19 protein-coding genes are annotated in these 23,224 nt (G+C 67.9%); 11 read left to right on the forward strand and 8 right to left on the reverse strand.

The features are described from left to right. Positions 1-14: 14 nt before the first annotated feature. Genes AACX88_RS10975 through AACX88_RS10985 form a run of 3 tightly spaced genes read right to left on the reverse strand, consistent with a single transcriptional unit; the run spans position 15 to position 2,137 of the window. Positions 15-779 carry a DUF3152 domain-containing protein gene (locus AACX88_RS10975; protein ID WP_339393051.1) on the reverse strand — a complete coding sequence of 255 codons (765 nt, stop codon included), beginning with the start codon at positions 777-779 and terminating at the stop codon, positions 15-17. 57 nt (positions 780-836) lie between these two features. After that, positions 837-1,499: a VOC family protein gene (locus AACX88_RS10980; protein ID WP_339393052.1), complete on the reverse strand. Its 663-nt coding sequence runs from the start codon at positions 1,497-1,499 to the stop codon at positions 837-839. After that, on the reverse strand, positions 1,487-2,137 hold the full coding sequence (locus AACX88_RS10985; RefSeq protein ID WP_339393053.1) for a VOC family protein: 651 nt from the start codon (positions 2,135-2,137) through the stop codon (positions 1,487-1,489). Before AACX88_RS10985 ends, AACX88_RS10980 begins: the two co-directional genes overlap by 13 nt. A gap of 224 nt (positions 2,138-2,361) precedes the next feature. Between AACX88_RS10985 and AACX88_RS10990 the strand changes: the two genes are divergently transcribed. Genes AACX88_RS10990 through AACX88_RS11015 form a run of 6 tightly spaced genes read left to right on the forward strand, consistent with a single transcriptional unit; the run spans position 2,362 to position 10,434 of the window. Continuing rightward, complete coding sequence (locus tag AACX88_RS10990) at positions 2,362-4,050, forward strand: TIGR04028 family ABC transporter substrate-binding protein (protein ID WP_339393054.1); 1,689 nt, start codon at positions 2,362-2,364, stop codon at positions 4,048-4,050. A gap of 2 nt (positions 4,051-4,052) precedes the next feature. Further along, positions 4,053-5,249, forward strand: a complete 1,197-nt coding sequence (locus AACX88_RS10995; RefSeq protein WP_339393055.1) for an ABC transporter permease — start codon at positions 4,053-4,055, stop codon at positions 5,247-5,249. Further along, positions 5,246-6,142 (forward strand): ABC transporter permease, encoded by an 897-nt coding sequence (locus AACX88_RS11000; RefSeq protein WP_339393056.1) that lies wholly within the window; start codon positions 5,246-5,248, stop codon positions 6,140-6,142. The genes AACX88_RS10995 and AACX88_RS11000 overlap by 4 nt, the downstream gene beginning before the upstream one ends. Beyond that, positions 6,139-7,917 (forward strand): dipeptide ABC transporter ATP-binding protein, encoded by a 1,779-nt coding sequence (locus tag AACX88_RS11005; RefSeq protein WP_339393057.1) that lies wholly within the window; start codon positions 6,139-6,141, stop codon positions 7,915-7,917. The genes AACX88_RS11000 and AACX88_RS11005 overlap by 4 nt, the downstream gene beginning before the upstream one ends. 8 nt (positions 7,918-7,925) lie before the next feature. Further along, complete coding sequence (locus AACX88_RS11010; RefSeq protein WP_339393058.1) at positions 7,926-9,077, forward strand: putative FMN-dependent luciferase-like monooxygenase; 1,152 nt, start codon at positions 7,926-7,928, stop codon at positions 9,075-9,077. A 1-nt stretch (position 9,078) separates the two neighbouring features. After that, a complete protein-coding gene (locus AACX88_RS11015) occupies positions 9,079-10,434 on the forward strand; it encodes an alkylhydroperoxidase domain protein (protein ID WP_339393059.1) in 1,356 nt (451 codons plus the stop codon). A 104-nt stretch (positions 10,435-10,538) separates the two neighbouring features. Here the strand turns inward: AACX88_RS11015 and AACX88_RS11020 are convergent, their stop codons facing one another. Both AACX88_RS11020 and AACX88_RS11025 read right to left on the reverse strand, forming a co-directional pair. Then, complete coding sequence (locus AACX88_RS11020) at positions 10,539-11,060, reverse strand: DUF779 domain-containing protein (RefSeq protein ID WP_422614435.1); 522 nt, start codon at positions 11,058-11,060, stop codon at positions 10,539-10,541. 151 nt (positions 11,061-11,211) lie between these two features. Next, a complete protein-coding gene (locus AACX88_RS11025) occupies positions 11,212-11,802 on the reverse strand; it encodes an HAD family hydrolase (RefSeq protein WP_339393060.1) in 591 nt (196 codons plus the stop codon). A gap of 504 nt (positions 11,803-12,306) precedes the next feature. On the opposite strand from AACX88_RS11025, the gene AACX88_RS11030 reads away from it, so the two are divergent. Continuing rightward, a complete protein-coding gene (locus AACX88_RS11030; RefSeq protein ID WP_339393061.1) occupies positions 12,307-14,625 on the forward strand; it encodes an HNH endonuclease signature motif containing protein in 2,319 nt (772 codons plus the stop codon). A 73-nt stretch (positions 14,626-14,698) separates the two neighbouring features. Here AACX88_RS11030 and AACX88_RS11035 read toward each other — a convergent pair whose 3' ends face one another. Further along, positions 14,699-15,817 carry a GlxA family transcriptional regulator gene (locus tag AACX88_RS11035; protein ID WP_339393062.1) on the reverse strand — a complete coding sequence of 373 codons (1,119 nt, stop codon included), beginning with the start codon at positions 15,815-15,817 and terminating at the stop codon, positions 14,699-14,701. A 138-nt stretch (positions 15,818-15,955) separates the two neighbouring features. Here AACX88_RS11035 and AACX88_RS11040 point away from each other — a divergent pair, with 138 nt between their 5' ends. Continuing rightward, positions 15,956-16,948 (forward strand): alpha/beta hydrolase, encoded by a 993-nt coding sequence (locus AACX88_RS11040; RefSeq protein ID WP_339393063.1) that lies wholly within the window; start codon positions 15,956-15,958, stop codon positions 16,946-16,948. A gap of 287 nt (positions 16,949-17,235) precedes the next feature. Beyond that, on the forward strand, positions 17,236-17,469 hold the full coding sequence (locus AACX88_RS11045) for a hypothetical protein (RefSeq protein ID WP_339393064.1): 234 nt from the start codon (positions 17,236-17,238) through the stop codon (positions 17,467-17,469). A gap of 78 nt (positions 17,470-17,547) precedes the next feature. Here AACX88_RS11045 and AACX88_RS11050 read toward each other — a convergent pair whose 3' ends face one another. Continuing rightward, positions 17,548-18,609, reverse strand: coding sequence for an AI-2E family transporter (locus AACX88_RS11050; RefSeq protein ID WP_339393065.1), 1,062 nt, complete (start codon positions 18,607-18,609; stop codon positions 17,548-17,550). A 99-nt stretch (positions 18,610-18,708) separates the two neighbouring features. Between AACX88_RS11050 and AACX88_RS11055 the strand changes: the two genes are divergently transcribed. Together AACX88_RS11055 and AACX88_RS11060 are read left to right on the forward strand one after the other, a co-directional pair. Next, the gene (locus AACX88_RS11055) at positions 18,709-21,264 is read left to right on the forward strand and encodes a M3 family metallopeptidase (protein WP_339393066.1); all 2,556 of its coding nucleotides are present in this window, start codon (positions 18,709-18,711) and stop codon (positions 21,262-21,264) included. Continuing rightward, the gene (locus AACX88_RS11060) at positions 21,248-21,946 is read left to right on the forward strand and encodes a queuosine precursor transporter (protein ID WP_339393067.1); all 699 of its coding nucleotides are present in this window, start codon (positions 21,248-21,250) and stop codon (positions 21,944-21,946) included. Before AACX88_RS11055 ends, AACX88_RS11060 begins: the two co-directional genes overlap by 17 nt. Before the next feature lies 1 nt (position 21,947). Here AACX88_RS11060 and tgt read toward each other — a convergent pair whose 3' ends face one another. Beyond that, entirely contained in the window at positions 21,948-23,216 is a 1,269-nt protein-coding gene (tgt, locus tag AACX88_RS11065; protein ID WP_339393068.1) for a tRNA guanosine(34) transglycosylase Tgt, read from the reverse strand. Positions 23,217-23,224 lie beyond the last annotated feature (8 nt).

Genomic DNA, 23,224 nt, shown 5'->3' on the forward strand with positions numbered 1-23,224 from the left:
CATCGACGGACGAGCTACCCCTTCGACGGCCACCCGTTGGGTGTGCAGCCCTGGAGGCCCTTCGTCTGCTGCTGCATGAGCGGGGCGGTCTTGCCCTTGCCCGGGCAGGACTTGTGTCCGTGGCCGAGCGCATGCCCGACCTCGTGGTTGATGAGGTACTGCCGGTACTGCGTGAGGTCGTCGAACTCCTTCGTCGCACTCACCCACCGCTTGGCGTTGAGGATGACGTTGGGGCCGTTGCGGCACGAGAGCTTGCCCAGGGTCTTCAGCGGCAGGCACATCTCGTCGACGGTGTTCGGGCTCGCGATGCTGATCATCGCATCCTGGCCCTTGTCGACGAGTTCGATCGAGACGCCGTCCATGTCCTGCCAGCCACGCTTGTCCTGGAGGGTGTCGATGACGAAGGCGGCCGCCTCGTCGACGTCGATGGGCAGGTTGTCCTCGACGCGCAGGGCGACCTTGAACGACCGGCCTCCGTCGCGATTGGGGCCGACCTCCTCGGCGGGTCGATTCCACGACCCGCTGCCCTTCATGTCGATGTCATCCTCGCTGACATCCTCCCCACCGCCCGACGACTCGGTCGGCTTCTCGGTCGGTTCACGGGGTTCGGTGACGGCGGGGGCCGCGATCGTCTCGACGACCTGCGGGGTCCTGCGGGTCTCGGTCGGCTCCTCGGCGGGCGCGCAGGCGCTCACGGCGGTGAGGAGAACTGCAACGGCCATCGCCGAGGCGGCACGGCCGATCCGACCGTGCTCGGTGACGGGGAGGGGCGGAATCACACCTGCGAGTCTAACCGCGAGGCCCGCACCTCCGCGGGACCTCAGCAGGAATTCCGTTCAGAAGGCGAGTTCTCCGCCCAGACCCCGCAGACGAGCACGCAGACGGAACTCGGGACCGGCCACCACCTCGGCGTCGGAGGCACCGAGCACCTCAAGGACCTCACGCGTCCGATCGGGTTCGGGCGATTCGACAGCGAAGCCGAGCAGCTCGAGACTCGGCAGCTCACCCTCGGCGGGATGCCGCGAGAGCCCCCAGTCGATGAGGAACGGCTGTGTGCCCTCGCCCGGCAATGGCGCTCGGGAGGTCAGCTGCCACTCGAGCAGTTCGCCCTCGGCAGTCTCGCGGGACATGTCGCGGACCTCGCCGACATCGACGCCTTCGGTGTTCGCGGCGGCGACCTTCGCGGCGAATGCCGGCGGGTGGATCGCCCACGTCTGCAAGGTCGGTGTGGTCGCCAGGTGCGCGTCGAGGGGCAGGGTGCCGTCTGCGGGCCGCTCCTGTTCCGGGTCGGGTCCGAGGATCTCGAGATGGGTCCGCGCCCCGGCCTCCCACCCGGCGGGGGTGAGCCCGATGAGGAAGTTCGCGGTCCCCAACCCGGGGTGACGGCCGCCGGCAACGGCGCGGACCCCTGTGGCCGCCTCGATCTCGGCGACGGCGGCCGACAGGTCGGGGACGGTGACGACGAAGTGGTCGAGATGTGCGGGAATCAGAGGATCCACGGTCCGCGGGGTCCTTCCAGTCGTGCGTGCAGGGCGTCGGTCTCGCCCTCTTCGACCTCGATCCTCGCATCGAGGGCCGCGAGGACGGCGCGGGGTTCGGCCGGGTCGGGGCTCGTCGCCCAGAACTGTGCGAGGCTCACGCTCGGCATGTCCCGGCTCGCCGGGTGCGGCGAGTCCAGCCAGTCGATGAGGAACGGCTGGATTCCGCCGAGGGCGAGCGGGATCCGCCGCGTCAGCCGCCATCGCAGCGTCTCACCCTCCGGTGTCCGCCTCGTCATGTCGTGGACCTCGCCGAGGTCGACCGCCGGATCGCTCGAGCCTGCGGCTGCCGCGACGGCTCCGTCGAAGTCGCTCGGGTGGATCGCCCAACGCTGCACGATGGGTGCGCTCACCCCGCCCAAGCGGGGTGCGGAGAGCTGCGGATCCTGGTCGGGGTCGGGCCCGAGGATCTCGAGATAGGCGCGCCCGGCGCGAGTGCCGCCGATGTCGAGACCGAGCAGCGCATTGGCCGTCCCGAGCCCCGGATGCACTCCGCCGGGGACCGGACGAACCCCCAGCGCGGCTTCACATTGCTCAACACTTTCGGCGAGATTCGGGACGGCGATGACGAGATGATCGAAGTCGGCAGGCAGCATCATGTCTCAATATTAAGGCACAGATTGACAGCTTTCGCCCTTATGAGATTGACTCATGGCATGCAGATGACCTCCCGCCGCGCCACATGTCGAACCATGATGTGCGCCGACATGGAATTGATGCCCCGCGTCGATTGTTGAGCTAAACAGCTCCGATCCGCGACGTCGACACCCTGCCATCTGCTCTCCGGACACCCCTGTCCCACCTGCTCGAAGGACACCCACGCATGATCTCCGCTCCTCCCGCCTCGGCGGGGCAGACGACCACCCGCCGCAGCATCCTCGGCGTCGGACTCGGACTCGGCACCTTCCTCACGCTCAGCGCCTGCACACCCACGGACACCGACCCGCTCAGCGGCGGCTCACCCGTCGACGGCGGGGTGCTCACGTACTTCGAACCGCAGACGTGGACGCTGCTCTACCCGCCAGCCGTCGGCTTCTACCCCAACGGCGGGATCATGAACAACATCGCAGCCCGTCTGCTCTGGCAGGATCCGGAGACCCTTGAACTCCACCCGTGGCTGGCGGCAGCCCTGCCCGAGGTCAACGCCGATGCCACGCAGTACACGTTCACCCTGCGTGAGGGCGTGACCTACTCCGACGGGTCGCCGCTCACCCCGGCCAACGTGGCGAAGAACTTCGATCTCTTCGGCCGCGGGGACGAAACCCGCACCCTGCCGGTGTCCGAGCAGATCTCGAACTACGACCGCAGCGAAGTCCTCGACGAGTCCCGCGTCCGCTTCCACTTCACCGCACCCTCCCCCGGCTTCGCCCAGGCGACGTCGACGATGAATGCGGGCCTCCTCGCCGATTCGACCCTCGACCTCGACGCCGAGGGCTTCGGACCGGGAAGCGCGACGAAGATCCACACCGCAGGACCCTTCTTCATCAGCGCCGAGACGATCGGACAGAAGCTCTCCGTCCGTGCCCGCGAGGACTACGACTGGGCGCCCCCGCATCTGAAGCATCAGGGCAGGGCCTACCTCGACGGCATCGACTATCTCGTCAACAACGAGTATTCGGTGCGGATCGGCGCGGTGCTCTCCGGGCAGGCCGACGGGGTCCGCGATGTCCAGGCACCCGACGAGACGCGGGTGAAGGAGCAGGGTCTGCGCCTCTATGCGAAGGCGACGAACGGGATCAACAACAGCATCAACTTCCGCTTCCGCACGGACCTGCTCTCCGACATCCGCGTCCGGCAGGCTCTCATCGCTGCCATCGACCGGCAGGAGATCGTCGACAAGCTCTTCACCCCGAACTATCCGCTCGCCACCGGCCTGCTGGCCAAGGGAGCGATGGGCTACAAGGACCAGTCGGGGTCGTGGACCTATGACCCCGCCGAGGCGAACCGTCTCCTCGACGAGGCCGGCTGGCGGGTCACCTCCGGCGGTTACCGGAGCAAGGACGGGCAGGTGTTGGCGCTGACCGTCAACACGGCGCTGCCTCAACCGCGGTCGAACGAGGTCCAGACCCTCATTCAGCAGCAGCTGCGCCGCGTCGGGGTGCGGCTGACGATCAACCCGGGCGACCAGGCGAAGCAGACGCTCGACGCCTTGGAGCTCGACCGCGTCCAGATCTACCACTCGATGGTCGCCCGCGCCGACTACGACAACCTGCGCTCGAACTACTCCTCGGTCAACCGGGATGTCTTCCTCAACGCCGCCGGCCGTGACGACGCCCCTGACAGCACCGTCGACCCGGAGATCGACCGGCTCCTCGAGACGCTCGCCTCCGAACCGGAGACGGTGAAGCGCCAGGCCGCCGCCGAGGCGGTCCAGGACTACCTCGTCGACCAGGCCTACGTCCTCCCGTTCTTCGAAGAGCCCCAGGTGTTCGCGTTCCGTCGTCGCGTCCGCGGCTTCGCGACCGAACCCGTGGGCCGCCCCGACTTCTACAGCACCTGGATTGCGAGCTGACGATGATCGACCTCAGATACCTCCTGCTGCGGCTGGGCCAGGCCGTGCTCGTCCTGCTGCTCGCGTTCACCGCGGCCTTCATACTCCTCTCCGCCATTCCCGGCGACGGGGTCACCGCGCGCTTCGCCGATCCCGCACTCGGGCTCTCTGCCGAACAGGTCGCGGCCATCCGCGCCGAGACCGGTGCCGACGCCCCGCTGATCACCCGCTACCTCATCACCCTGGGCGGCTTCCTCACCGGGAACTTCGGGTTCTCCGTCCAGACCGGCGCGGCCGTGTCGACGATCATCGCCGCGGCTCTGCCCTCGACGATCGCCCTGGCCGTGTCCGGTTTCCTCACCGCCGTCGTCCTCGGCGTGCTCATCGCGGTGTTCGCGACCTACGGCCCGTCGACCGGCCCGCGGGCGTGGGTGCGGCAGGTGCTCGACTCGGTGCCGAGCCTCTTCATCTCCATTCCCGTGTTCTGGCTGGGCATCCTCCTCACCCAGGTCTTCTCCTTCCAGCTCGGGATCGTCTCCGTCGTCTCCCCCGGCCCCGCCGAGGCGCTCGTCCTGCCCACGCTCACCGTGGCGGTCCCGCTCTCGGCCCCGATCGCCCAGGTCCTCATCCGCTCGATCACCGAGGTCAAGGCAGCCGGCTTCGTCAAGGTCACTGCGGCCAAGGGCGCCTCGGAGCGGTGGATCCTCATCCACACTGTGGCCCGCAACGCCCTGTTGCCGGGGCTGACGATCGTCGGGCTGATCTTCGGCGAACTCGTCGCCGGGGCCGTCGTCACCGAGACGGTCTTCGGCCGCAACGGCATCGGCCAGATCACCGCGCAGGCGGTGACGAACCGCGACAACCCGATTCTGCTCGCCGTCGTCGCCATCGCGACTCTCGGCTATGTCGTCATCAATCTCGTTGTCGACCTCCTCTATCCCGTCATCGATGTCCGCCTGCGTCGGACCCCGGCGGCCGCCTCGGCGAAATCAGCCACCGCGACCGCAACAGGCCCGGCCCGCGCGAGCGCCACCGCCCCGGTCCGCCCCACCGGCTCGGTGCCGAACGCCGCGACTCGAGCCGCGCTGACGGCGAGCGCCGGCAGCGTCGGAGTCAGCCTCGACTGGGACGAGTCACCCGAGACCGGCTCCGTCACCGGCCCTTCCAGTACGGACACAGTCGCATACGGCACTGACACGAACGGAACGAGGACGTCATGAGCTTCATCACCAGCCTCACCCGCACCGGCCCCACCACTCGTCGGCCGGACCGCTCCAGCTCGGGCAGCCCGGGCCGCACCACCCGCCGCGCCTCGGGCACCCTCATCGGTCCGGCCACCGTCGTCGCCGGTCTCATCCTCCTCGTCACCGTGCTCTGGGCACTCGTGCCCGGCCTGTTCACGCAGTACGACCCCAACGACGGCGGAACCACTCCGGCACTCCTCGCGCCGAGCCTCGAGCACTGGTTCGGCACCGACCAGACAGGCCGCGACGTCTTCACCCGTGTCGTCTACGGCGCCTCCCAGTCCCTGCTCGCCGCCCTCGTCGCCGTCGGTGTCGGACTCGTCGTGGGCACGAGCATCGGACTCATCGCCGGCACCCGCCGCGGTTGGGTCGACGACGTCCTCATGCGTGCCGTCGACGTGCTCCTCTCGATCCCGGCGATCCTGCTCAGCCTCTCGATCGTCATCGTCCTCGGCTTCGGCACGATCAACGCGGCCATCGCCGTCGGGGTCACCGCGATCGCGCAGTTCGCTCGGCTCGCCCGCTCCCAGGCGGTGCGGATCAACACGAGCGACTTCGTCACCGCCGCGTACGGGTCCGGCGGCACGTACGCCTCGGTGCTCGTCCGCCACATCCTGCCGAACTCGCTCTCCCCGGTCCTCACGCTCGCCGTCCTCCAGATCGGCTCGGCGATCCTGCAGATCTCCACGCTCGGCTTCCTCGGCTACGGCACGCCCCCGCCGACCCCGGAATGGGGCCTCATCATCGCCGAAGGCCGCAACTTCGTCGCCACCGCATGGTGGCTGACGGTGCTGCCCGGCCTCGTCGTCATGGCGATCGTCCTGTCCACCCACCAGATCGGCAACACCCTGCGAAAGGCGACATCATGACCGACGTCCTCGCCCCCGATGCCCTGCTGTCCGTGCGCGGGCTCACCGTCGACTATGCCCGCCGAGGCAGTGCCGGCGAACCCGCCGTCGACGACCTCGACCTCACCGTCCGTCCCGGACACGTGACCGCCGTCGTCGGCGAATCCGGGTCGGGCAAGTCGACGACGGCCAACGCGGTCCTCGGTCTCCTGCCGGAGACGGCGACGGTGAGCTCCGGGTCGATCCACCTCGGCGAGGTGGCCCTCGACTCCCTGTCCCAGCGGGCCTGGCGGGAGGTCCGGGGTGCGCAGATCGGCTACGTTCCCCAGGATCCCGGCAGCTCGCTCAATCCGCTCCGGACCGTGGGGGCCTCCGTCGCCGAGGCGCTGCGCATCCATCGCCGGGCGGACCGCCGTTCCGCACGCGCCCAGGTCATCGACCTGCTCGAGCGCGTCGGCATCGACCGTCCGCAGCTGCGGGCCGACCAGTACCCGCACGAGCTCTCCGGCGGCATGCGCCAGCGCGTGCTCATCGCCGCCGCCATCGCCCTGCGGCCCCGGCTGCTCATCGCCGACGAACCGACCTCGGCACTCGATGTCACGGTGCAGAAGCGCATCCTCGACCTCCTCGACGAACTGCGCGCCGAGACGGGCATGGGCGTCCTCCTCATCACCCACGACCTCGCGGTCGCCGGTGAGCGCGCCGATGAGGTCGTCGTCATGCGGTCGGGCCGGGTCGTCGAAACGGGCACGGCCGCGCAGATCTTCTCCCACCCGGCCACCGAGTACACCGCACGACTGCTCGCCGACGCCCCCGCCCTGCAGGCCACGGCCCCGCGGGCTCGTGCGGTCGAGACGTCACAGGCGCCGTTCGTCTCCGTGCGCGGGCTCACCCAGATCTACGCCGAGGCTGACGCTTCCGGTGCTGGAGCCGCCGAGGCGGCCGGTCGTGCCCCGGTCATCGGCGTCGAGGACGTCTCGTTCACGGTCGCCCGCGGGACCACCCACGGCATCGTCGGCGAATCCGGGTCCGGGAAGACGACGACGGGCAAGGCCCTGGCCGGGGTCATCACCCCGCAGGCCGGGTCGGTGCGCATCGGCGAGATCGATGCGAGCCGCCTCGGCGAGGGACGGGACCGACGGGAACGGCTGCGGGCGCTGCGACGCACGGTTCAGCTCGTCCACCAGAACCCGTACTCGGCGCTCGACCCGATGCAGTCGATCGGGGCGATCCTCACCGAACCGCTGCGCAACTTCCGCATCGGCACCCGCGCCGACCGGGGGACACGGGTCGCCGACATCCTGGACAGGGTGGCACTGCCGACCGACTTCGTCTCCCGCCGGCCGCGGGAGCTCTCGGGCGGGCAGCTGCAGCGGGTCGCGATCGCCCGGGCGCTCATCGCCGGGCCCGAACTCGTCGTCTTCGACGAAGCGGTCTCCGCGCTCGACGTCACGGTCCAGGCGCAGATCCTCGACCTCCTCGGCGAGCTGCAGGACGAGCTCGGCCTCACCTATGTCTTCATCTCCCACGACCTCTCGGTGGTGCGGCAGATCGCCGATACGGTGTCGGTGATGTCCGGGGGCCACCTCGTCGAATCGGGTCCGACGGAGGACCTCTTCACCCGCCCGCGGACCGCCTACACGCGGGCGCTCCTCGACGCGATCCCCCGACCGCTCGCGATTCTCCCGTCCGCCGATGCCCCGGTCGTCGGCGCCCGCACCGACGGCGCACTCGCCTCCGGCGCCCCAAGCAACGACACCCGTCCGACCGGCACCCTCGCCGCAGCAGAAAGCTGAGAACCACCATGACTGAGACCATCGCTCCCACCCTCACCTCGGGCCCGCGGCTCGGATTCTTCACCCGGCTCCTCGAGGACGCCCCCGCGCACGATCGGTACCGGTTCGCGCTCGAGCAGATCGAGACGGCCGAGCGGTTCGGGTTCGCCACCGCCTGGGTCGCCCAACACCATTTCTCTGCGGCCGAGGGCGGCCTGCCGTCTCCGCTCGTCTTTCTCTCGCATGCCGCGGCGAGGACCTCGCGGATCCGGCTGGGCACGGCCATCATCACCCTGCCGATGGAGAACGGGGTGCGCGTGGCCGAGGACGCCGCGGTCCTCGACGTGCTCGCCGAGGGTCGCCTCGAGATCGGGCTCGGTTCGGGCGGCAACCCGAGGTCGTTCCCTGCGTTCGGCAGGACCTTCGATGAGCGGCGTGAGGTCTTCGCCGACAACCTCGCGGCGCTGAGGACCCTGTTGGCAGGCGAGGCACTGACCGTCGGTGACGTCCAGCCAGAGGGCTACCGTCTCTATCCGCAGGCACCGGGCCTGGGAGACCGCCTGTGGCAGGCGACGTTCTCGGCCGCCGGTGCGGGCGCGGCCGGTGCGGCCGGGGACGGTCTCATGCTCTCCCGCACGCAGCCGCGCCCAGCCGAGAACACCGGTGCCTCACTCGACGAGGTGCAGCTGCCGGTCATCGACACCTACCTGTCCGCACTGCCGGCCGGTGTCGAGCCGCGGATTCTCGCCTCACGCACCGCCGTCGTCGCCGACGCCGAGGACCTGCCGCGCCTGCGCGAGCTCACCGAACCTGCTCTGCGCGCCGAGGCGGATCGGCTCGTCGGCTACGACACCTCGGGCCTCAGCCTCGACGAGCTGCTCGCAGCGACCGACACCTACCTCGGCACGCCCGAGCAGGTCGTCGACCGGTTGGCTGCCGATCGGGTGCTCTCTCGGGTGAGCGATGTCAGCTTCCAGGTCCATTCGGTGCCGGCGACGAACGAACACACGCTGCGCTCGATCGAACTGCTCGCCACCGAGGTCGCTCCGGCGCTCGGGCTGCAGGTCGAGGGAACCGCGGGCGCTGCGGGCTCGGGTGCGGGAGCCCGCCCTGACGGTGCCGGTGCGGCCGGTGCCGGTGCATCCGGTCGCGATGCTGTGGCGGCAGGATCGGCGCGCTGAGATGCCCGACATCATCAACCTCCTCGCCGGTCTCACCGACGGCGAGCCGCTCGACGTCATCCGCGACCATCGCAGTCAGGCGAAGGCGAACGCGCAGCTGAGCTTCGAAGCGCTCCTCGAACCGGAGGATCCCGGGCCGCTGTCCTACCGCGACCGCTACGTCTTCGCCGCGTTCACTGCGGGCCTGCTCGGGTCCGCAGCCGGGGAGGAGTTCTACCGCGATCTCCTCCGGGACGAGGACGAAGCCGCGTCCTGGACGGTCGCCGAACTCCTCGACGAGGTCGTCGTCGACCTCGACTCCCACGGTCCCGTGCGCGGACCCTTCGGCTCGTACGAGTCGGCCGCCCTGACCGGCGAGAACGTCGCGGGGCCGGAGCTGAGCATCGACGTCGGTGCACGGGAGGTCCTTGGGGAGGTCACCTCGGCGGGAATCGAATTCGCCCACCTGCTCACCCTCCATCCCCGCGATGCCCGGCCCGAGCATCTCGCCCGCCTGCTCGCGGCCGGCTGGGACGAGGACGGGATCGTCACGCTCGCCCAGCTCGTGTCGTTCGTGAGCTTCCAGATCCGCTTCAGCGTCGGCCTCACCGCGCTTGCGCACGCCCCGGCCGCGGTCACGGATCCGGTGCCGCTGCGGCCGCTGACCTCGGGTGATCTTCGGGATCCGGGCGACGGTAAGGGTGCGACCGCCTCGGCGGGGTCGGGGTCGCGGTCGCCTATCTCTGCCCTCGCCGAGGTGGGCGACCGGGTGCGCACGTACCCTGACCTGGCCAGGCCCGAGGTCTTCCAGCAGGCCGGGCTCGGCTGGGTGCCGTGGATCGCGCCGGTCGCGGAGGCGGATCTCACGGCGGCTCAGCGTGAGGCGCTCATCGAGGCGGGGCGGGCGAAGAATCCGTACTTCCGGCTGCTCGCCAGGGATCCGGCGGCGCTGCGAGCGCGGACGCTGACGGATCTCGACATCTTCTTCAACGTCTCCGACGGGGTCGGTCGTGCCGAGCGGGAGCTCGCGGCGACGGCGGCGTCGCGTCTCAACGGGTGCCTGTTCTGCGCGTCGATCCATTCGGATCGGGCGAGCGAGGAGTCAGGTCGCAGGGAGGTCGTCCAGCGACTGTTGGACACGGGCACGGCAGGGCGCTCCAGCCTCGGCGATCCGGTGTGGGATGCCGTCGTCGACGCCTCGGTCGCCCTCAGCCTCACGCCCTCGGCGTTCGGGCCGGAGCAGGTCGGCGCGCTGCGGGAGGCGGGGCTCGACGATGCCGACATCGTCGACGTCATCGGCGCTGCGGCATTCTTCAACTGGGCTAACCGCCTCATGCTCTCGCTCGGCGAACCGGAGCTCATCGCCCCGGGGAAGTAGGGTCGGGTGATCGCAAACGGGGCGTGCGGTGCAGCGTGATGCCCCGCCCGACGCTGTCCGATGTCCGGCGCAGTCCAACGATCGGCGCTATGCGACCTCCGGCCCTATCCGATGTCCATGAGCGTCGAGCGGATGATGAAGCGGTTGCCGGTCGGGGATTCGACGCTGAAGCCGGCGCCGCGGCCTGGGACGACGTCGACCGTGAGGTGGGTGTGCTTCCAGTATTCGAACTGCTCGGCCGACATCCAGAAGTCGATCCCCGAGGTGGTCGCGCCGTCGTTCCCGTTCGCGTCGGCCTCGGGCAGGGGCAGTTCGAAGTGGCCGAGCAGGACGTCGGCGTCGGAGGTGAGGAAATCGCCTTCGGGGAAACACATCGGCGAGGAGCCATCGCAGCAGCCGCCCGACTGGTGGAACATCAGCTGACCGTGTTTGGCCACGAGTTCGCCGAGGAGGTCGACCGTCGCCTGCGTCATCGCCACCCGCGACTTCGACTCGCCTTCGATCGTGGGCGCGGATTCGAGAGCAGGTGGGGCGTTTTCTTCGGTGACAACGCTGTTCTCTGTGGCCGTCCGGTCCGTCGAAATGTCGGTTGCGCCGGCCTTCGCGGTGTCGATCTGTTCGCTCAAGACATGACCTCCATCAAGTGGTCGCACGTCGGCGCGGTGGTGCGGCGTCGCGACGGCACGCCTTCCGACTGCTGACTCTGTCGTTCCAGCCTAGGCCTCGCGCAATCCCGGGACAAGGGACCTGGAAGGGTTGGGAATGAACTGCATGGGGTCAGGACAGGAGCGCTTCCAACTCGGCAAGCGACGCGACTGTGATATCGGCGAGTCTCGCGGCGGGGCGGCGCTTGTGGATCGTTCCCCAGGGCCCTCGAGCGAGGAATGCGGTCCGCATTCCTACATCGCGGGCAGGCATGATGTCATTGTCCACGCGGTCCCCGACATAGAGGACGGCATTCGCCGCAACCCCCATGGCATCGACGATCCGCAGGAAGAAATCTGTTGAGGGCTTCTCGACACCCCACCGCTCTGACGAGGCGACGAGATCCGCATCGAAACCGATCGCCTTCAGATGTGCCTCGGCGGATGCGGGCTGGTTGCCGGCGATTCCCACCGTGAACCCCGCCCTGCGCACGGCAGTCAGACAGGGAAGCGCATCCGGATACAGATCATCGGGCCGAACGGGAACTCCCGACTTCGGCTTCTCCACCCCCAACTCGGACCAGATCCGTCGATGGTCCTCTCCACGCTCGATCAGAGAACCGAACACCGCGAAGAAGGTCAGCGGAGGGACTCCCACTGCATCAGCCAGCACCGTCCAATGCCGAGTCTCATCAATGAGCGTCTCTCCGACGTCGAAGACCACCGCTCGAATCTCACTGATGACCACTTCGACTCACCTGTCCTTTACCCGTCCCCTGTGGAACGAACCAGACGACGGTTGCGGATCCGGCCACGCTGGCAGCCTGGTCGAGCTCATTTGGTTTCTCCGACCGAATGACGACGACCCGCCGGCGCCCACTTGCCCGATGAGGCGACTGTCACGGCACACCGGCCACCTGCACAGACACGTCCGCATGATGAATAGTGCATGGCACCTCTCAGACGCCGAATCGATACCGGCTGAGTCCGGTCCGATGATCAGACTCGAGGCTACACGCGATCTGGGCCGACCACCTCGACGATTGCTTCCCGGGGTGCTCGATTCTCTCTGTACCCGCCAGGAAGATCGCCGAAAATCACTCAGCAGAGTGAATTCATATGAATCTTAGTTCGAACCAGTTTCGAAATCTCTATTGACACAATTTGCTCTGAGGTCTAGACTGAGGGCAACGATCCACACCGATGTGGAGAAGGCAGGTGAACGGCAGTGACAGACCTCGCGAATCCCGCAGGACCTGGTTCGAGCGCTGCCGATGAGGAGCCTTCCGATCGACCCAGCGGGCCTCCCCGCCTTGAAGTCGATCCCGACTCCCCGTTCGCTGACGTCCTCGACATCTACACGAGCAGCGATCGCGCTCAGCTCGCCGCTCTCGAGACCACCGCCTCGCTCTTCCTCGCCGAAGTCATCGATCATCTGGGCCTCATCAACCCCTCACCGGAGTCTCCGTACCAGCACGCATCACTGACCGACACCGCGATCCGCTTCGCCACCGCGAGCAAAGAAGACCACGAAGACGACAACGCCGACGGGGACGCCGGCTCGCCCGCCGAGGCGAATGCGGAGAGCGCATCGAAACCGTCCGCCGAGTCCATAGCGGAAGGCGATTCCTCTGCAGACCCGGACCACCGAGGCGACTCCTCCTCAGAGACCCCGGACACGACAGCCCTGCCCGGCTTCCCCAGGTTCCGGGAGACCCAGACCATCGACGGATGGGTCCATATGCATTCCCACACTGAGGAGATCGGCGAGTTCACCGCCATCCTCGGAACCACGACCACTGGCACCTACGCACACATCAACGACGCGATGACCCTGGTCCACGGCCTGCCCAAGTTCCATGCTCGGTGCCTGGCGGGAGAATTCACCATCGCCCACGTCCACGCCGCAACTCGACTGTGCAAGAGCGTCCGATTCTCCGACCTCCCCCACATCGACGATTACCTCAAGACGCGGCGCGCCGACATCACGATCGAGACGTTCAAGAAATCGCTCGCCATGAGGGTCAGCGTCCTCGAACCTGTCGAGGAGCGCACACGGCAGGCGTTCGAACGTCGTCGCGTCGACATCACCACCTACCCCGACGGCTCGTCCTGCCTCACTCTCACCGGGCCGTCGGCCGAGCTGCAGGCCTGCTTCCTCCGGATCGAGGCTTTCGCGAAAGCCATCCGCAACGGCAACACAGCAGCGTTCGGCGACCAGATCCCGGATGGCGCCGTCATCGAAGACGACCGCGCGATCGCGGCCCTCATGTTCGACATCTTCACCCGCACCTGCCCGCAGGTCCGCATCCAGGTCCGCGCCGACGACACCGATACCGGACAGATCGAGACCAGTGACCTGCCGATCGACCTCGAGGGCGTGAATAACGTCGCCGACGTCGCCGACCGGATCACCGCAGCCGCCGAGGAGGTCGGAATCGACCTCGACAGCGCAGACACCGACAACCGATCCTCCGTTGCCGTCGGAACGGCTCAGGCGGATTCCGCTGCCTCGGTCAGTGCCCCTTCCGACCCCGCTGGCACCACTTCCGACCCCGCCGGTGACGCTGACCGTGGGCGCGAGCCGGCCTCCCTCGAGATCATCGATTCGGCGTTCGGGCGCATCGCTCGCACCGAACCTCCCAGCGCACTCGCCGATGAAGACGTGAAACCCGACAGCACCGACGACCACCTAATCGGCGCCGTCCGCAGGAAGGGCAGGCTGATCGACATCCTCCTCACCATGCCCACCGACGCCTACTGGCTGGCAGGGCAGGGCAAGATGATCACCACGGTCCCGTTCCTCACCCTCCTCGGGTACTCCGACCTGCCCGGCACCTTCCCCGACGGCTCGCCGATCCCCGCGGACACAGCACGCAGGATCGCCAAGGAGTGCTCCACGTGGACGCGGATCCTCACTGATCCTGCAACCGGAACCCCTGTCGACGCCAACGCCACCAGCTACTACATTCCAGCGAGGATCCGCCAGACGCTCACCGCGAAATGGCAGGCCTGCACGATGCCCGGATGTCGAAGACGCGCCGAGGCATCAGAAGTCGACCACATCATCCCCTTCAACCACGACGATCCCGCATTGGGAGGGCTGACCGTGTTCGGCAACCTTCACCCCCTGTGCAAGAAGGACCATCAGAGCAAGACCGACGGCAACTACTCCGTCGCCATGAACGACAGAGGGATCATCGAGTACCGATTCCCGCACGGAATCCGTGCGAACGTGGCCGCAGGGGACAACCCTGTCAACGTCGAGCACGCCAGGCTCATGGCGAGCGGCGAACTCATGGAGAGCACCGGACACACAGAGAGCGGGACGTCGTCCGACTATGTCGATCCGCGCTTCCCACCACCTCCACCTGACCCCGAACCTCAGCCAGGTGACGTCCGCATCGGCGAGGAGTGCCCGGAACCCGAAGGCAGAGTCGGGATGCCCGGGTGGGTGCGACGAACTGACTCCCTGCGAACGAGCGGCAGAAAGCGGCCGGCCGAACCTGAATGGGTGTGGGACAGTGGCGACCCACCGCCCTTCTGATCGACCGACCGTGATCGCCTTCTGTTCGGCCGACCCTGATCGGCCGGCTCTGCCGGCCCAGCGACCCGACTCCCTATCGCCGTTGATTCCGTTCCCCGACCAAGGTCTGAACCCGTCCCCCGACCAACGATTTCGCTCCGAACTTCTGTCGGTAGCCGGTCGGGGTGAGCCCGGTCTCACGGAGGATGAGCCTGCGCAGGGTCGTCGGATCGTCATACCCCACCGAACGCGCAATCGACTCGAACGTATCGTCCGTCGTTGCCAACGCATGGATCGCCCGCTCGACCCGCAGACACTGCACGTACTGCGTCACCGTCTTCCCCGTCGCAGCCTTGAACCGGCGCTGAAGCGTCCTCGGATGCGTCGACGTCGCCGCGGCTAGCCCGCTCAGTGTCATCGCCGACCCCAGCTCCCGGTCGATCGTCTCCTCGGCCAGGCGCACGACCTCGTCGTCGTGAGTCGCCGACGGAAGCTGACCCATGTACGGCAGTTGATCCGTCCGCGGCGCATCGGCGAGCATGAACCGCGAAGTGCGGATCATCATGCTCGGCCCGAACATCGATTCGACGAGAGAGAGCCCGAAGTCGAGCCACGCCATGATCCCCGCCGCCGTGATGACATCGCCCTCATCGACGACCATCCGCCGGGCGTCGAGTCGCACAGCAGGGAACCGGCGAGCGAACTCCTCGGCGAACGCCCAATGCGTCGTCACCCGGCGACGGTCGAGCAGTCCCGTCTCCGCCAGCACGAACACCCCTGCACACAGACCGCAGAGCACCGCACCCTCATCACGCCGAAGCAGAGCCCAATCACGGAGCGCGTGAGCGGCATCCATCCCCTGCGGGGGCACCAGGCTCGGTGGGAAGACGACGTGCGTCGGCGCATTCCGCGTGCCCGGATCCGAATCTAACGTGCACACGACCCCATCGTCGGACCACTCCCAATGGCTCACCCGCGCGCCTTCCCCGCCCCGGCCGACGAGCGCCAACTGCTCATCCGCCACGCGGAAGACATCAGTGAGCCCATAGACCGCCGCGAGCTGGCACTCCCGATACCGCACGATCGCGATCTCCGGGCGACACCTGTCTGCGTTCCCCCGCCGACGACCATCGTCGCTCGTGAACTGCCGCCTGCCGTCGTTCGGCAGCCCGCGACTGTCGTCATCCCCCAGGTACATGTCGTTTGCGACCATGGCGCCATCATAGGCGCCCTCCTACTCTTGAGGAACAGGCCGTTTTGAGGAACAGGCCGGTTGTCACTTCGGACCGGCCTCGGCACACCTCGGAATCGCCTCGCACCACCGAAGCCGACACCGAAGGAGCCTGCTCCCATGTCAGAGATCCCCCAGCCCATCACCCCGTTCCTCGAACCCGAAGCCAAGGAGCTCGCCGAGGCGACCGCCCCACATCCCCGTATCTACGAAGTCCCGCCGGAGGACGGCCGGAAGATCCTCGTCGACCTTCAGAGTGGCGAGGGCGTCGAGCGCCCAGATGTCGACGAGGAATGGGTCGACGTCGACGCCGGCGAATGGGGCACCGTGCGCACCCGCATCATCCGACCCAAGGGCGCGACCGGCGACCTGCCGATCCTCTTCTACATCCACGGCGCCGGCTGGGTCTTCGGTGACGACAAGACCCACGACCGGCTCTTCCGCGAGCTCACCGTCGGCGCGAACGCCGTCGGCGTCTTCCCTGTCTATGACCGCGCCCCCGAGAAGAAGTACCCGACTCAGGTCGAGCAGAACTACGCCGTCGGTCAGTGGGTGGCGGCAAACGGCGCCGACCACGGCATGGACACCTCCCGCATCGCCGTGACCGGCGAATCCGTCGGCGGTGACATGTCCGCGGTCTTCGCCCTGATGAACAAGGACCGCGGCGGGCTCGACCTCAAGGCCCAGGCCCTGCTCTACCCGGTCACCAACGCGGACTTCGACACCCCGTCCTACATCCAGTTCGCCGACGACTACTACCTCACCCGCGACGGCATGAAGTGGTTCTGGGACGCCTACACCACCGACGACGCCCAGCGGAAGGAGAAGTACGCCTCACCGCTGCAGGCCACCCTCGACGAGCTCAAGGGACTTCCGGAGACCCTCGTCATTACCGACGAAGCCGACGTCCTCCGCGACGAAGGCGAGCAGTACGCGAACAAGCTGCGCGAAGCCGGCGTCCCTGTCACCTCGCTGCGCGTGGCGGGCATGGTCCACGACTTCCTCCTCCTCGACAGCCTCCGGAGCACGAAGGCCGCGAACCTTGCCCGCACCGTGGCCATCGATTTCCTCCACAACGCCCTCCACGAGGACAGCGTGCCCTTCACCGAGTGAGGCACACTCTTCACCGAGTGAAGCACCGGGGGTTCCCCGCCACGTGAAGCACACCGCTGACCGCCTGGAGAGGCGGCTGACGATCGGGCTCATCCCCACCGGCCCCCGCAGATCGTGACCCGGTCACGATCCGCGGGGGTCGTCTGAGTGTCGGCTGCCGCGAAGCATCTCTTGTCAGTGCTGTTCGAACACGGTCGTCAGTGCTGTTCGAACATGGTCGTCAGTCCTCTGCAAGCTCGGTGTTCATCCGGCTCGGATCAGCCATCGCTCGCGCTACGCTTGAGCGTATGAACAGCGACCTCAGCCCCACTCTCCGGGCCCTCCCCTACCTGCTGGGGATCACGGCCGTGGTCTTCGTCGGGTTCCCCCTCGGTCGCGATGTCGACGTCCTGCTGAGAATCGCCATCGGCGCTCTCACCTACTTTGTGACATTCGTGCTCAGCAGGTTCGTCATCGGACGCCTGGCTGACCGCAGTTCCGCTCGCAACAGCGACACAGACAGCGATCACGACGACACCTGAGCCCGGTCATCGGCCCACGCCTTCAGCTCCGCCGCTCGGCCGACGACTGACGCCGCCGACCAAGCGACACCTGAGCCCCTACTTCTTGTCCTGCGCGGGGATGATCACCTTGCGGATGATGATGAGGAACGACGCGGCCACGGGCACTGCCACGACGGCTCCGAGGACACCGCCGAGCGTGCCGCCGGCGATCGCGGCGATGATGACGAGGGCACCGGGCACCGCGACCGCGGCATTCATGATGCGCGGGCTGAGCAGGTACGCCTCGATCTGCATGTAGATGAGGTAGTAGATACCCGCCGCGATCCCCAGACCCGGGGACACCATGAGGCACGAGGCCGTGATGACGATGGCACCGGAGATCGGACCGATGAGCGGGATGAGCGAGGCGAGGAACGCGACGAACGCAAGCAGCGCCGGCAGCGGCGCCCCGATGATGGTGAGGAAGATCGCCGAGCACACGCCGTTGATGACGCCGAGCGAGAGCTGGCCGAGGACGTAGCGCCCGACCGACCGCGTGATCTCATCGGAGACCGAACCGACGGTCTCACGCGAGCTCGCAGCCACGAGCGAGAGCATCGCCGCCTTGATCGTCGGCAGGGTCACCGCGAAGTAGATCGTGAGGATGACGACGATGATGACGCCGCTGACGAAGCTGAGGATCCCCGCCCCGATCGAGACGACGCCGCCGCCCACCGACAGCACGTTCTTCGGATCCGAGACCCACGCGGTCGCACTCGAGAAGATCGAATCGACGTCGACTGCCCCGGTGAACCGGTTCTCCAGGTCCTGGACCCACTCGGTCGTCTGCAGCTTCGCGATGATCCCCGGCAGGTCGGTGATGAACTGCTGGATCTGCGAGATCACGGCCGGCGCGATGAGCAGGACGACGCCGACGACGACGCCGATGAACGCGACGACGACGAGGATGACGGCCAGGGTCCGCGACAGCTTCCGCGCCACCAGCCACTGGACGATGGGATCGAGCCCGAGGGCGAGGAACAGCGCGAGTCCGATGTAGATGAGCACGGTCCCCACCGACTGCACCGCGGTGATGAGCACAAGGGCGAGCCCGACGCCGAGGGTGCCCATGAACCCGAGTCGGAAGGCATTGGTGATGGGGAAGGATGTGCTGCTCATGCGCCCCAGTCTAGCCAGCAACCATGCGCCCTGCGGCCGCCACGCGTTAGGATCGGAGGCGTTACCTGAGAAGATCGTGAAGAAAGTGGTACGTCGACGATGAGTTCCGAACCAACGGCCGCCGATGTCTGGGACGAACTCCTCGACCCACAAGGCGACTTCTCCCTCCCCGACTTCACCGCCGTCACCCCCGACTCCCTCATCGCCGCCGCCCAGGCCGCGACCGACTTCGCCCTGTCCGAGGTCGACCACATCGTCACCGACGAGACCGATCCGACGTTCGCCACCGCCACCGTCCGCTTCGAATCGGCGACCGTGCCCATGGCACGGCTCGCCGCCCTCGTGCGCACGATCGAATCGAACCACCTCACCCCTGAGCTCACGGATGCCGTCGCCGAGGTGTGGGTCCGGTTGTCCGCGACCCGCACTCAGATGCTGCTGAACGTCGACCTCTTCCACCGCATCGAACAGGTGCCCACCACCGACCTCAACCCCGAGGACAAACGGCACCAGGAGCTGACGATCGAGAACTTCGTCCGCGCCGGAGCCCGCCTCGGCGAGGAGGACCGCGCGCACATGGCGACGATCGAAGCCGAACTCACCGCGCTCTCGACCTCCTTCTCCCGGGCACTCGGCACGGACACACGCGAACTCGCCGTCCACCTCGGCGAGGTGGGTCAGCTGGCGGGACTGAGCGAGGACCAGATCGCGGCCGCAGCCACCCGGGCCGGCGAACGCGAGGAGACCGGCTACCTGCTGCCGCTGAACAACTTCACCCAGCAGCTCGTCCTCGGCCCCCTGACCAGCGCGGAGACGCGCGAAAGGGTGCTCGCGAACTCGATGGCGCGCGGATCCCAGGGCGGGAAGGGCGACACCCGCGCGCAGGTCTCCGACATCACCGCACTGCGGGCCCTGCAGGCGAAGCTGCTCGGCTACCCCTCGTACTCCTCCTATGCGATCGACAACCAGACCGCCGGCGGCCCCGACGCCGCCGCCGACATCGTCTCCTCCCTCATCGCCCCCGCGAACGCCCAGCTGACCGCCGAACTCGACACGGTCCGCGCCCGCTACGGACTCGACGACATCGCCCCTTCCGATGTCATGCACTACCTCGCCAAGTACCGGCAGGACGAGTTCGGCGTCGACCCCGACGAGGTCGCGAAGTACTTCGAATTCTCCACCGTGCTCTCCGGCGGCGTCTTCCGTGCGGCCACCGGACTCTACGGGATCGCCTTCGCCGCCCGCGACGACATCGCCGGCTGGCATGACGACGTCCTCGCCTTCGAGGTCACCGACACCACCGACCGCACCCTCGGCCTCATCCTCATCGACCCCTACGCCCGGGACACGAAGCGCGGCGGAGCGTGGATGGACCAGCTCGTCCCCGCCTCGAGGCTGACCGGCGACCTGCCCGTCACCACCCTCTCCCTCAACCTCGCCAAACCGGGACCGGGCCGGCCCACGCTGCTCTCCCCGACCGAGCTGACGACGCTCTTCCACGAATTCGGCCACGTCCTCCACGGCCTGTTCGCGAACTCGACGTACCCGTCGACGGCCGGCACCTCGGTGCCCCGGGACTACGTCGAGTTCCCCTCCCAGTTCAACGAGATGTGGCGCTTCCACCCTCAGGTCCTCCCCCACTACGCCGTCCACGTCGACACCGGTGAGCCGATGCCGACCGAGATGGTCGACGCGCTGCTGGCCGCCGAGAGCTTCGGGCAGGGCTTCTCGACGATCGAATACCTCGCCGCGGCCATGCTCGACCTCTCGTGGCATTCGCTCGAAGCCGGCGAGCACATCACCGATGTGCTCTCCTTCGAATCCGAGGTCCTCGCCGCCTCCGGGTTCGCCCCGCTCGTGCCCCCGCGCTACCGCACGACGTACTTCGGCCACATCTTCGCCTCCGGGTACGCCGCCGGCTACTACTCGTACCTCTACTCCGAGGTCATCGCCGCGTGGGTGAGCGAATGGTTCGAGGCCCAGGGCGGGCTGAGCCGGGAAGCCGGCGACGGGTTCCGCGAGGCGATCCTCGCCCCCGGCTACTCGGTCGACCCGATGAGCGCGATCGAGAGGTTCTTCGGCGTCCGTCCCGACGTCGGCCCCCTCCTGCGCCGTCGCGGCCTCGCCGAGGCGATCCCTGAGCCGGCCGAGAACGATGCTGAGTCCGACGCCGACACCGACCGCCATCCCAACATCACCCGCATCGCCGAGATCCTCACCACGAACGGGATCGACCCGCAGATCACGGTCTTCACCGAGGCCACCCCGACGGCCGCCTCGGCGGCGGAGCGGCTCGGAGTCGACGTCGGAGCGATCGCCAACAGCCTCATCTTCTCCGCAGGCGGCGACCCTGTGCTCATCATGACCTCGGGCGCCCACCGCGTGGACACGGACGTCGTCGCAGACCTCATCGGCGTCGACTCCCTCGACCGCGCCGACAAGGACCTCGTGCGATCAGCGACCGGTCAGGTCATCGGCGGGGTCGCCCCCATCGGCCACCCCGCACCGATCCCCACCTACATCGACACAGCCCTGCGCGAGTTCCCCGAACTCTGGGTCGCCGCCGGCACCCCGCACTCGATGATGCCGCTCACCTACGACCAGCTCGTCGCCCTGACCGGCGGGAAGGAGATCGCCGTTGTCGCAGGCCAGTGACGACCAGGGCAGCGAGACCGAACCCGCCCACCGCCTCGCGGCCTTCGCATCCTCCCGCGGCCGGTACTACGCGATCTTCCTCGCGATCTTCTGCGCGGTCCTCATCATCTCGAACATCTCGGCGACGAAGGTCATCGGCTTCGGACCCATCGTCACCGACGGCGGGGCGTTCCTCTTCCCCATCGCCTACATCCTCGGCGACGTCATCAGCGAGGTCTACGGTTTCAAGGCCGCCCGCAAGGCCGTGATCACCGGCTTCGCCCTGCAGATCCTCGCGACCTTCGTCTTCTGGCTCGTCCTCATCTCACCCCCGGGACCGGGGTATGAGAATCAGGACGCGTTCGCCGCGGTCCTCGGCTTCTACCCGCGCATCGTCGCGGCCTCCCTGGCCGGGTACTTCGTCGGGCAGCTGCTCAACTCCTACGTCCTCGTCGCCGTGAAGAAGCGCATGGGCGAGTCGAAGCTCTGGGTCCGCCTCCTCACCTCGACCGGGGTCGGCGAGTTCGTCGACACGCTGCTCTTCTGCACGATCGCCTTCGCCGGGGTCATCCCCGGCCTCGACTTCCTCACCTACATCGTCGTCGGCTTCGTCTACAAGGTCGCCGTCGAGGTCATCCTCCTGCCGGTGACCTACCGCGTCATCACGGTCGTCAAACGGCACGAACCCAGTTACGCGCTCTGACTCACCCTGCGTAGTAGCGGCCGAGCACCTCGGCCTCGAGCTCGGCGAAGCGCCCGTCCTCCATCGCCTGCCGGATCTCGGCGACGAGGCTGACGACGAAGTGCTCGTTGTGGATCGTGCACAGGGTCGAGAAGAGCATCTCCTTGGCCTTGTACAGGTGCCGCAGGTACGCCCGCGAATAGTTCTCGCACGTGTAGCAGTCGCATTCGGGGTCGAGGGGACCGAAGTCGCGGCGGTACTTGGCACCCGTGAGGTTGTACCGGCCGTCGCGGGTGTAGATCGCGGCGTTGCGTGCGACCCGCGAGGGTGAGACGCAGTCGAAGGTGTCCGCCCCGGTCTTGATCGCCTCGAAGAGGTCGTCCGGTTCGGAGATCCCCAGCAGATGCCGCGGCTTGTCCTCCGGCAGCTCCTCGCACACCCAGCGGATGATCGTCCCGAGGTTCTCCTTCTCCAGGGCCCCGCCGATGCCGTACCCGTCGAAGTCCATCGCCCCGAGATCACGCGCGGCCTTGCGCCGCAGATCCTCGTACTGCGCGCCCTGGAGGACCCCGAAGAGCGCCTGGTAGGGCCGGTGCGACCGGGATTCGGTCAGCCGCCGGTGCTCCTCGATGCAGCGGATCGCCCACAGTCGGGTCCGCTCGAGCGAGGTCTCCTGGTAGCCGCGGGTGTTGACCAGCGTCGTCAGCTCGTCGAAGGCGAACATGATGTCCGCGCCGAGCTGGTGCTGGACCTGCATCGAGACCTCGGGCGTGAACCGGTGCATCGTCCCGTCGAGGTGGGACTTGAACGTCACCCCGTCGTCGTCGACGTTCGACAGGCGCTCCTTGCCCTCGGCGATGACGTCGTCGTTCTGCTCACCGGTGAGCTCCATCGAGATGACCTTCTTGAACCCCGCGCCGAGGCTCATCACCTGGAATCCGCCCGAGTCGGTGAACGTCGGTCCCGGCCAGTTCATGAACCGGCCCAGCCCGCCGGCTTCGTCGACGATGTCCGAGCCCGGCTGGAGGTAGAGGTGGTAGGCGTTCGCGAGCACCGCCTGCCCGCCGAGTGCCGCGACGTCCTCGGGCTTGACGGCCTTGACCGTGGCCTTCGTCCCCACCGGGATGAAGGCGGGGGTGGCGATCTGCCCGTGCGGGGTGGAGATGACGCCGGTGCGCCCGCCCGTCTCGAGCCGGGTGCCGACTTCGAAGCCGAAGGCCGAACGGTCGTTGATGGGCGCTGCCTCGACGGGCACGGTCTCAGATGCTGCGGGCGATTCGATTCCGGTCACCGGACAAG

Origin of the sequence: Brevibacterium metallidurans, from assembly GCF_037101285.1 — a bacterium.
In the GTDB taxonomy this organism is placed as follows: Bacteria; Actinomycetota; Actinomycetes; order Actinomycetales; family Brevibacteriaceae; genus Brevibacterium; species Brevibacterium metallidurans.

What these genes read in the sequence shown, in the direction of transcription:
- AACX88_RS10985 (WP_339393053.1), bottom strand. Translation starts at nt 2,137, where the DNA reads ATGATGCTGCCTGCCGACTTCGATCATCTCGTCATCGCCGTCCCGAAT.
- AACX88_RS10990 (WP_339393054.1), top strand. Translation starts at nt 2,362, where the DNA reads ATGATCTCCGCTCCTCCCGCCTCGGCGGGGCAGACGACCACCCGCCGC.
- AACX88_RS10995 (WP_339393055.1), top strand. Translation starts at nt 4,053, where the DNA reads ATGATCGACCTCAGATACCTCCTGCTGCGGCTGGGCCAGGCCGTGCTC.
- AACX88_RS11000 (WP_339393056.1), top strand. Translation starts at nt 5,246, where the DNA reads ATGAGCTTCATCACCAGCCTCACCCGCACCGGCCCCACCACTCGTCGG.
- AACX88_RS11005 (WP_339393057.1), top strand. Translation starts at nt 6,139, where the DNA reads ATGACCGACGTCCTCGCCCCCGATGCCCTGCTGTCCGTGCGCGGGCTC.
- AACX88_RS11010 (WP_339393058.1), top strand. Translation starts at nt 7,926, where the DNA reads ATGACTGAGACCATCGCTCCCACCCTCACCTCGGGCCCGCGGCTCGGA.
- AACX88_RS11015 (WP_339393059.1), top strand. Translation starts at nt 9,079, where the DNA reads ATGCCCGACATCATCAACCTCCTCGCCGGTCTCACCGACGGCGAGCCG.
- AACX88_RS11035 (WP_339393062.1), bottom strand. Translation starts at nt 15,817, where the DNA reads ATGGTCGCAAACGACATGTACCTGGGGGATGACGACAGTCGCGGGCTG.
- AACX88_RS11040 (WP_339393063.1), top strand. Translation starts at nt 15,956, where the DNA reads ATGTCAGAGATCCCCCAGCCCATCACCCCGTTCCTCGAACCCGAAGCC.
- AACX88_RS11045 (WP_339393064.1), top strand. Translation starts at nt 17,236, where the DNA reads ATGAACAGCGACCTCAGCCCCACTCTCCGGGCCCTCCCCTACCTGCTG.
- AACX88_RS11050 (WP_339393065.1), bottom strand. Translation starts at nt 18,609, where the DNA reads ATGAGCAGCACATCCTTCCCCATCACCAATGCCTTCCGACTCGGGTTC.
- AACX88_RS11055 (WP_339393066.1), top strand. Translation starts at nt 18,709, where the DNA reads ATGAGTTCCGAACCAACGGCCGCCGATGTCTGGGACGAACTCCTCGAC.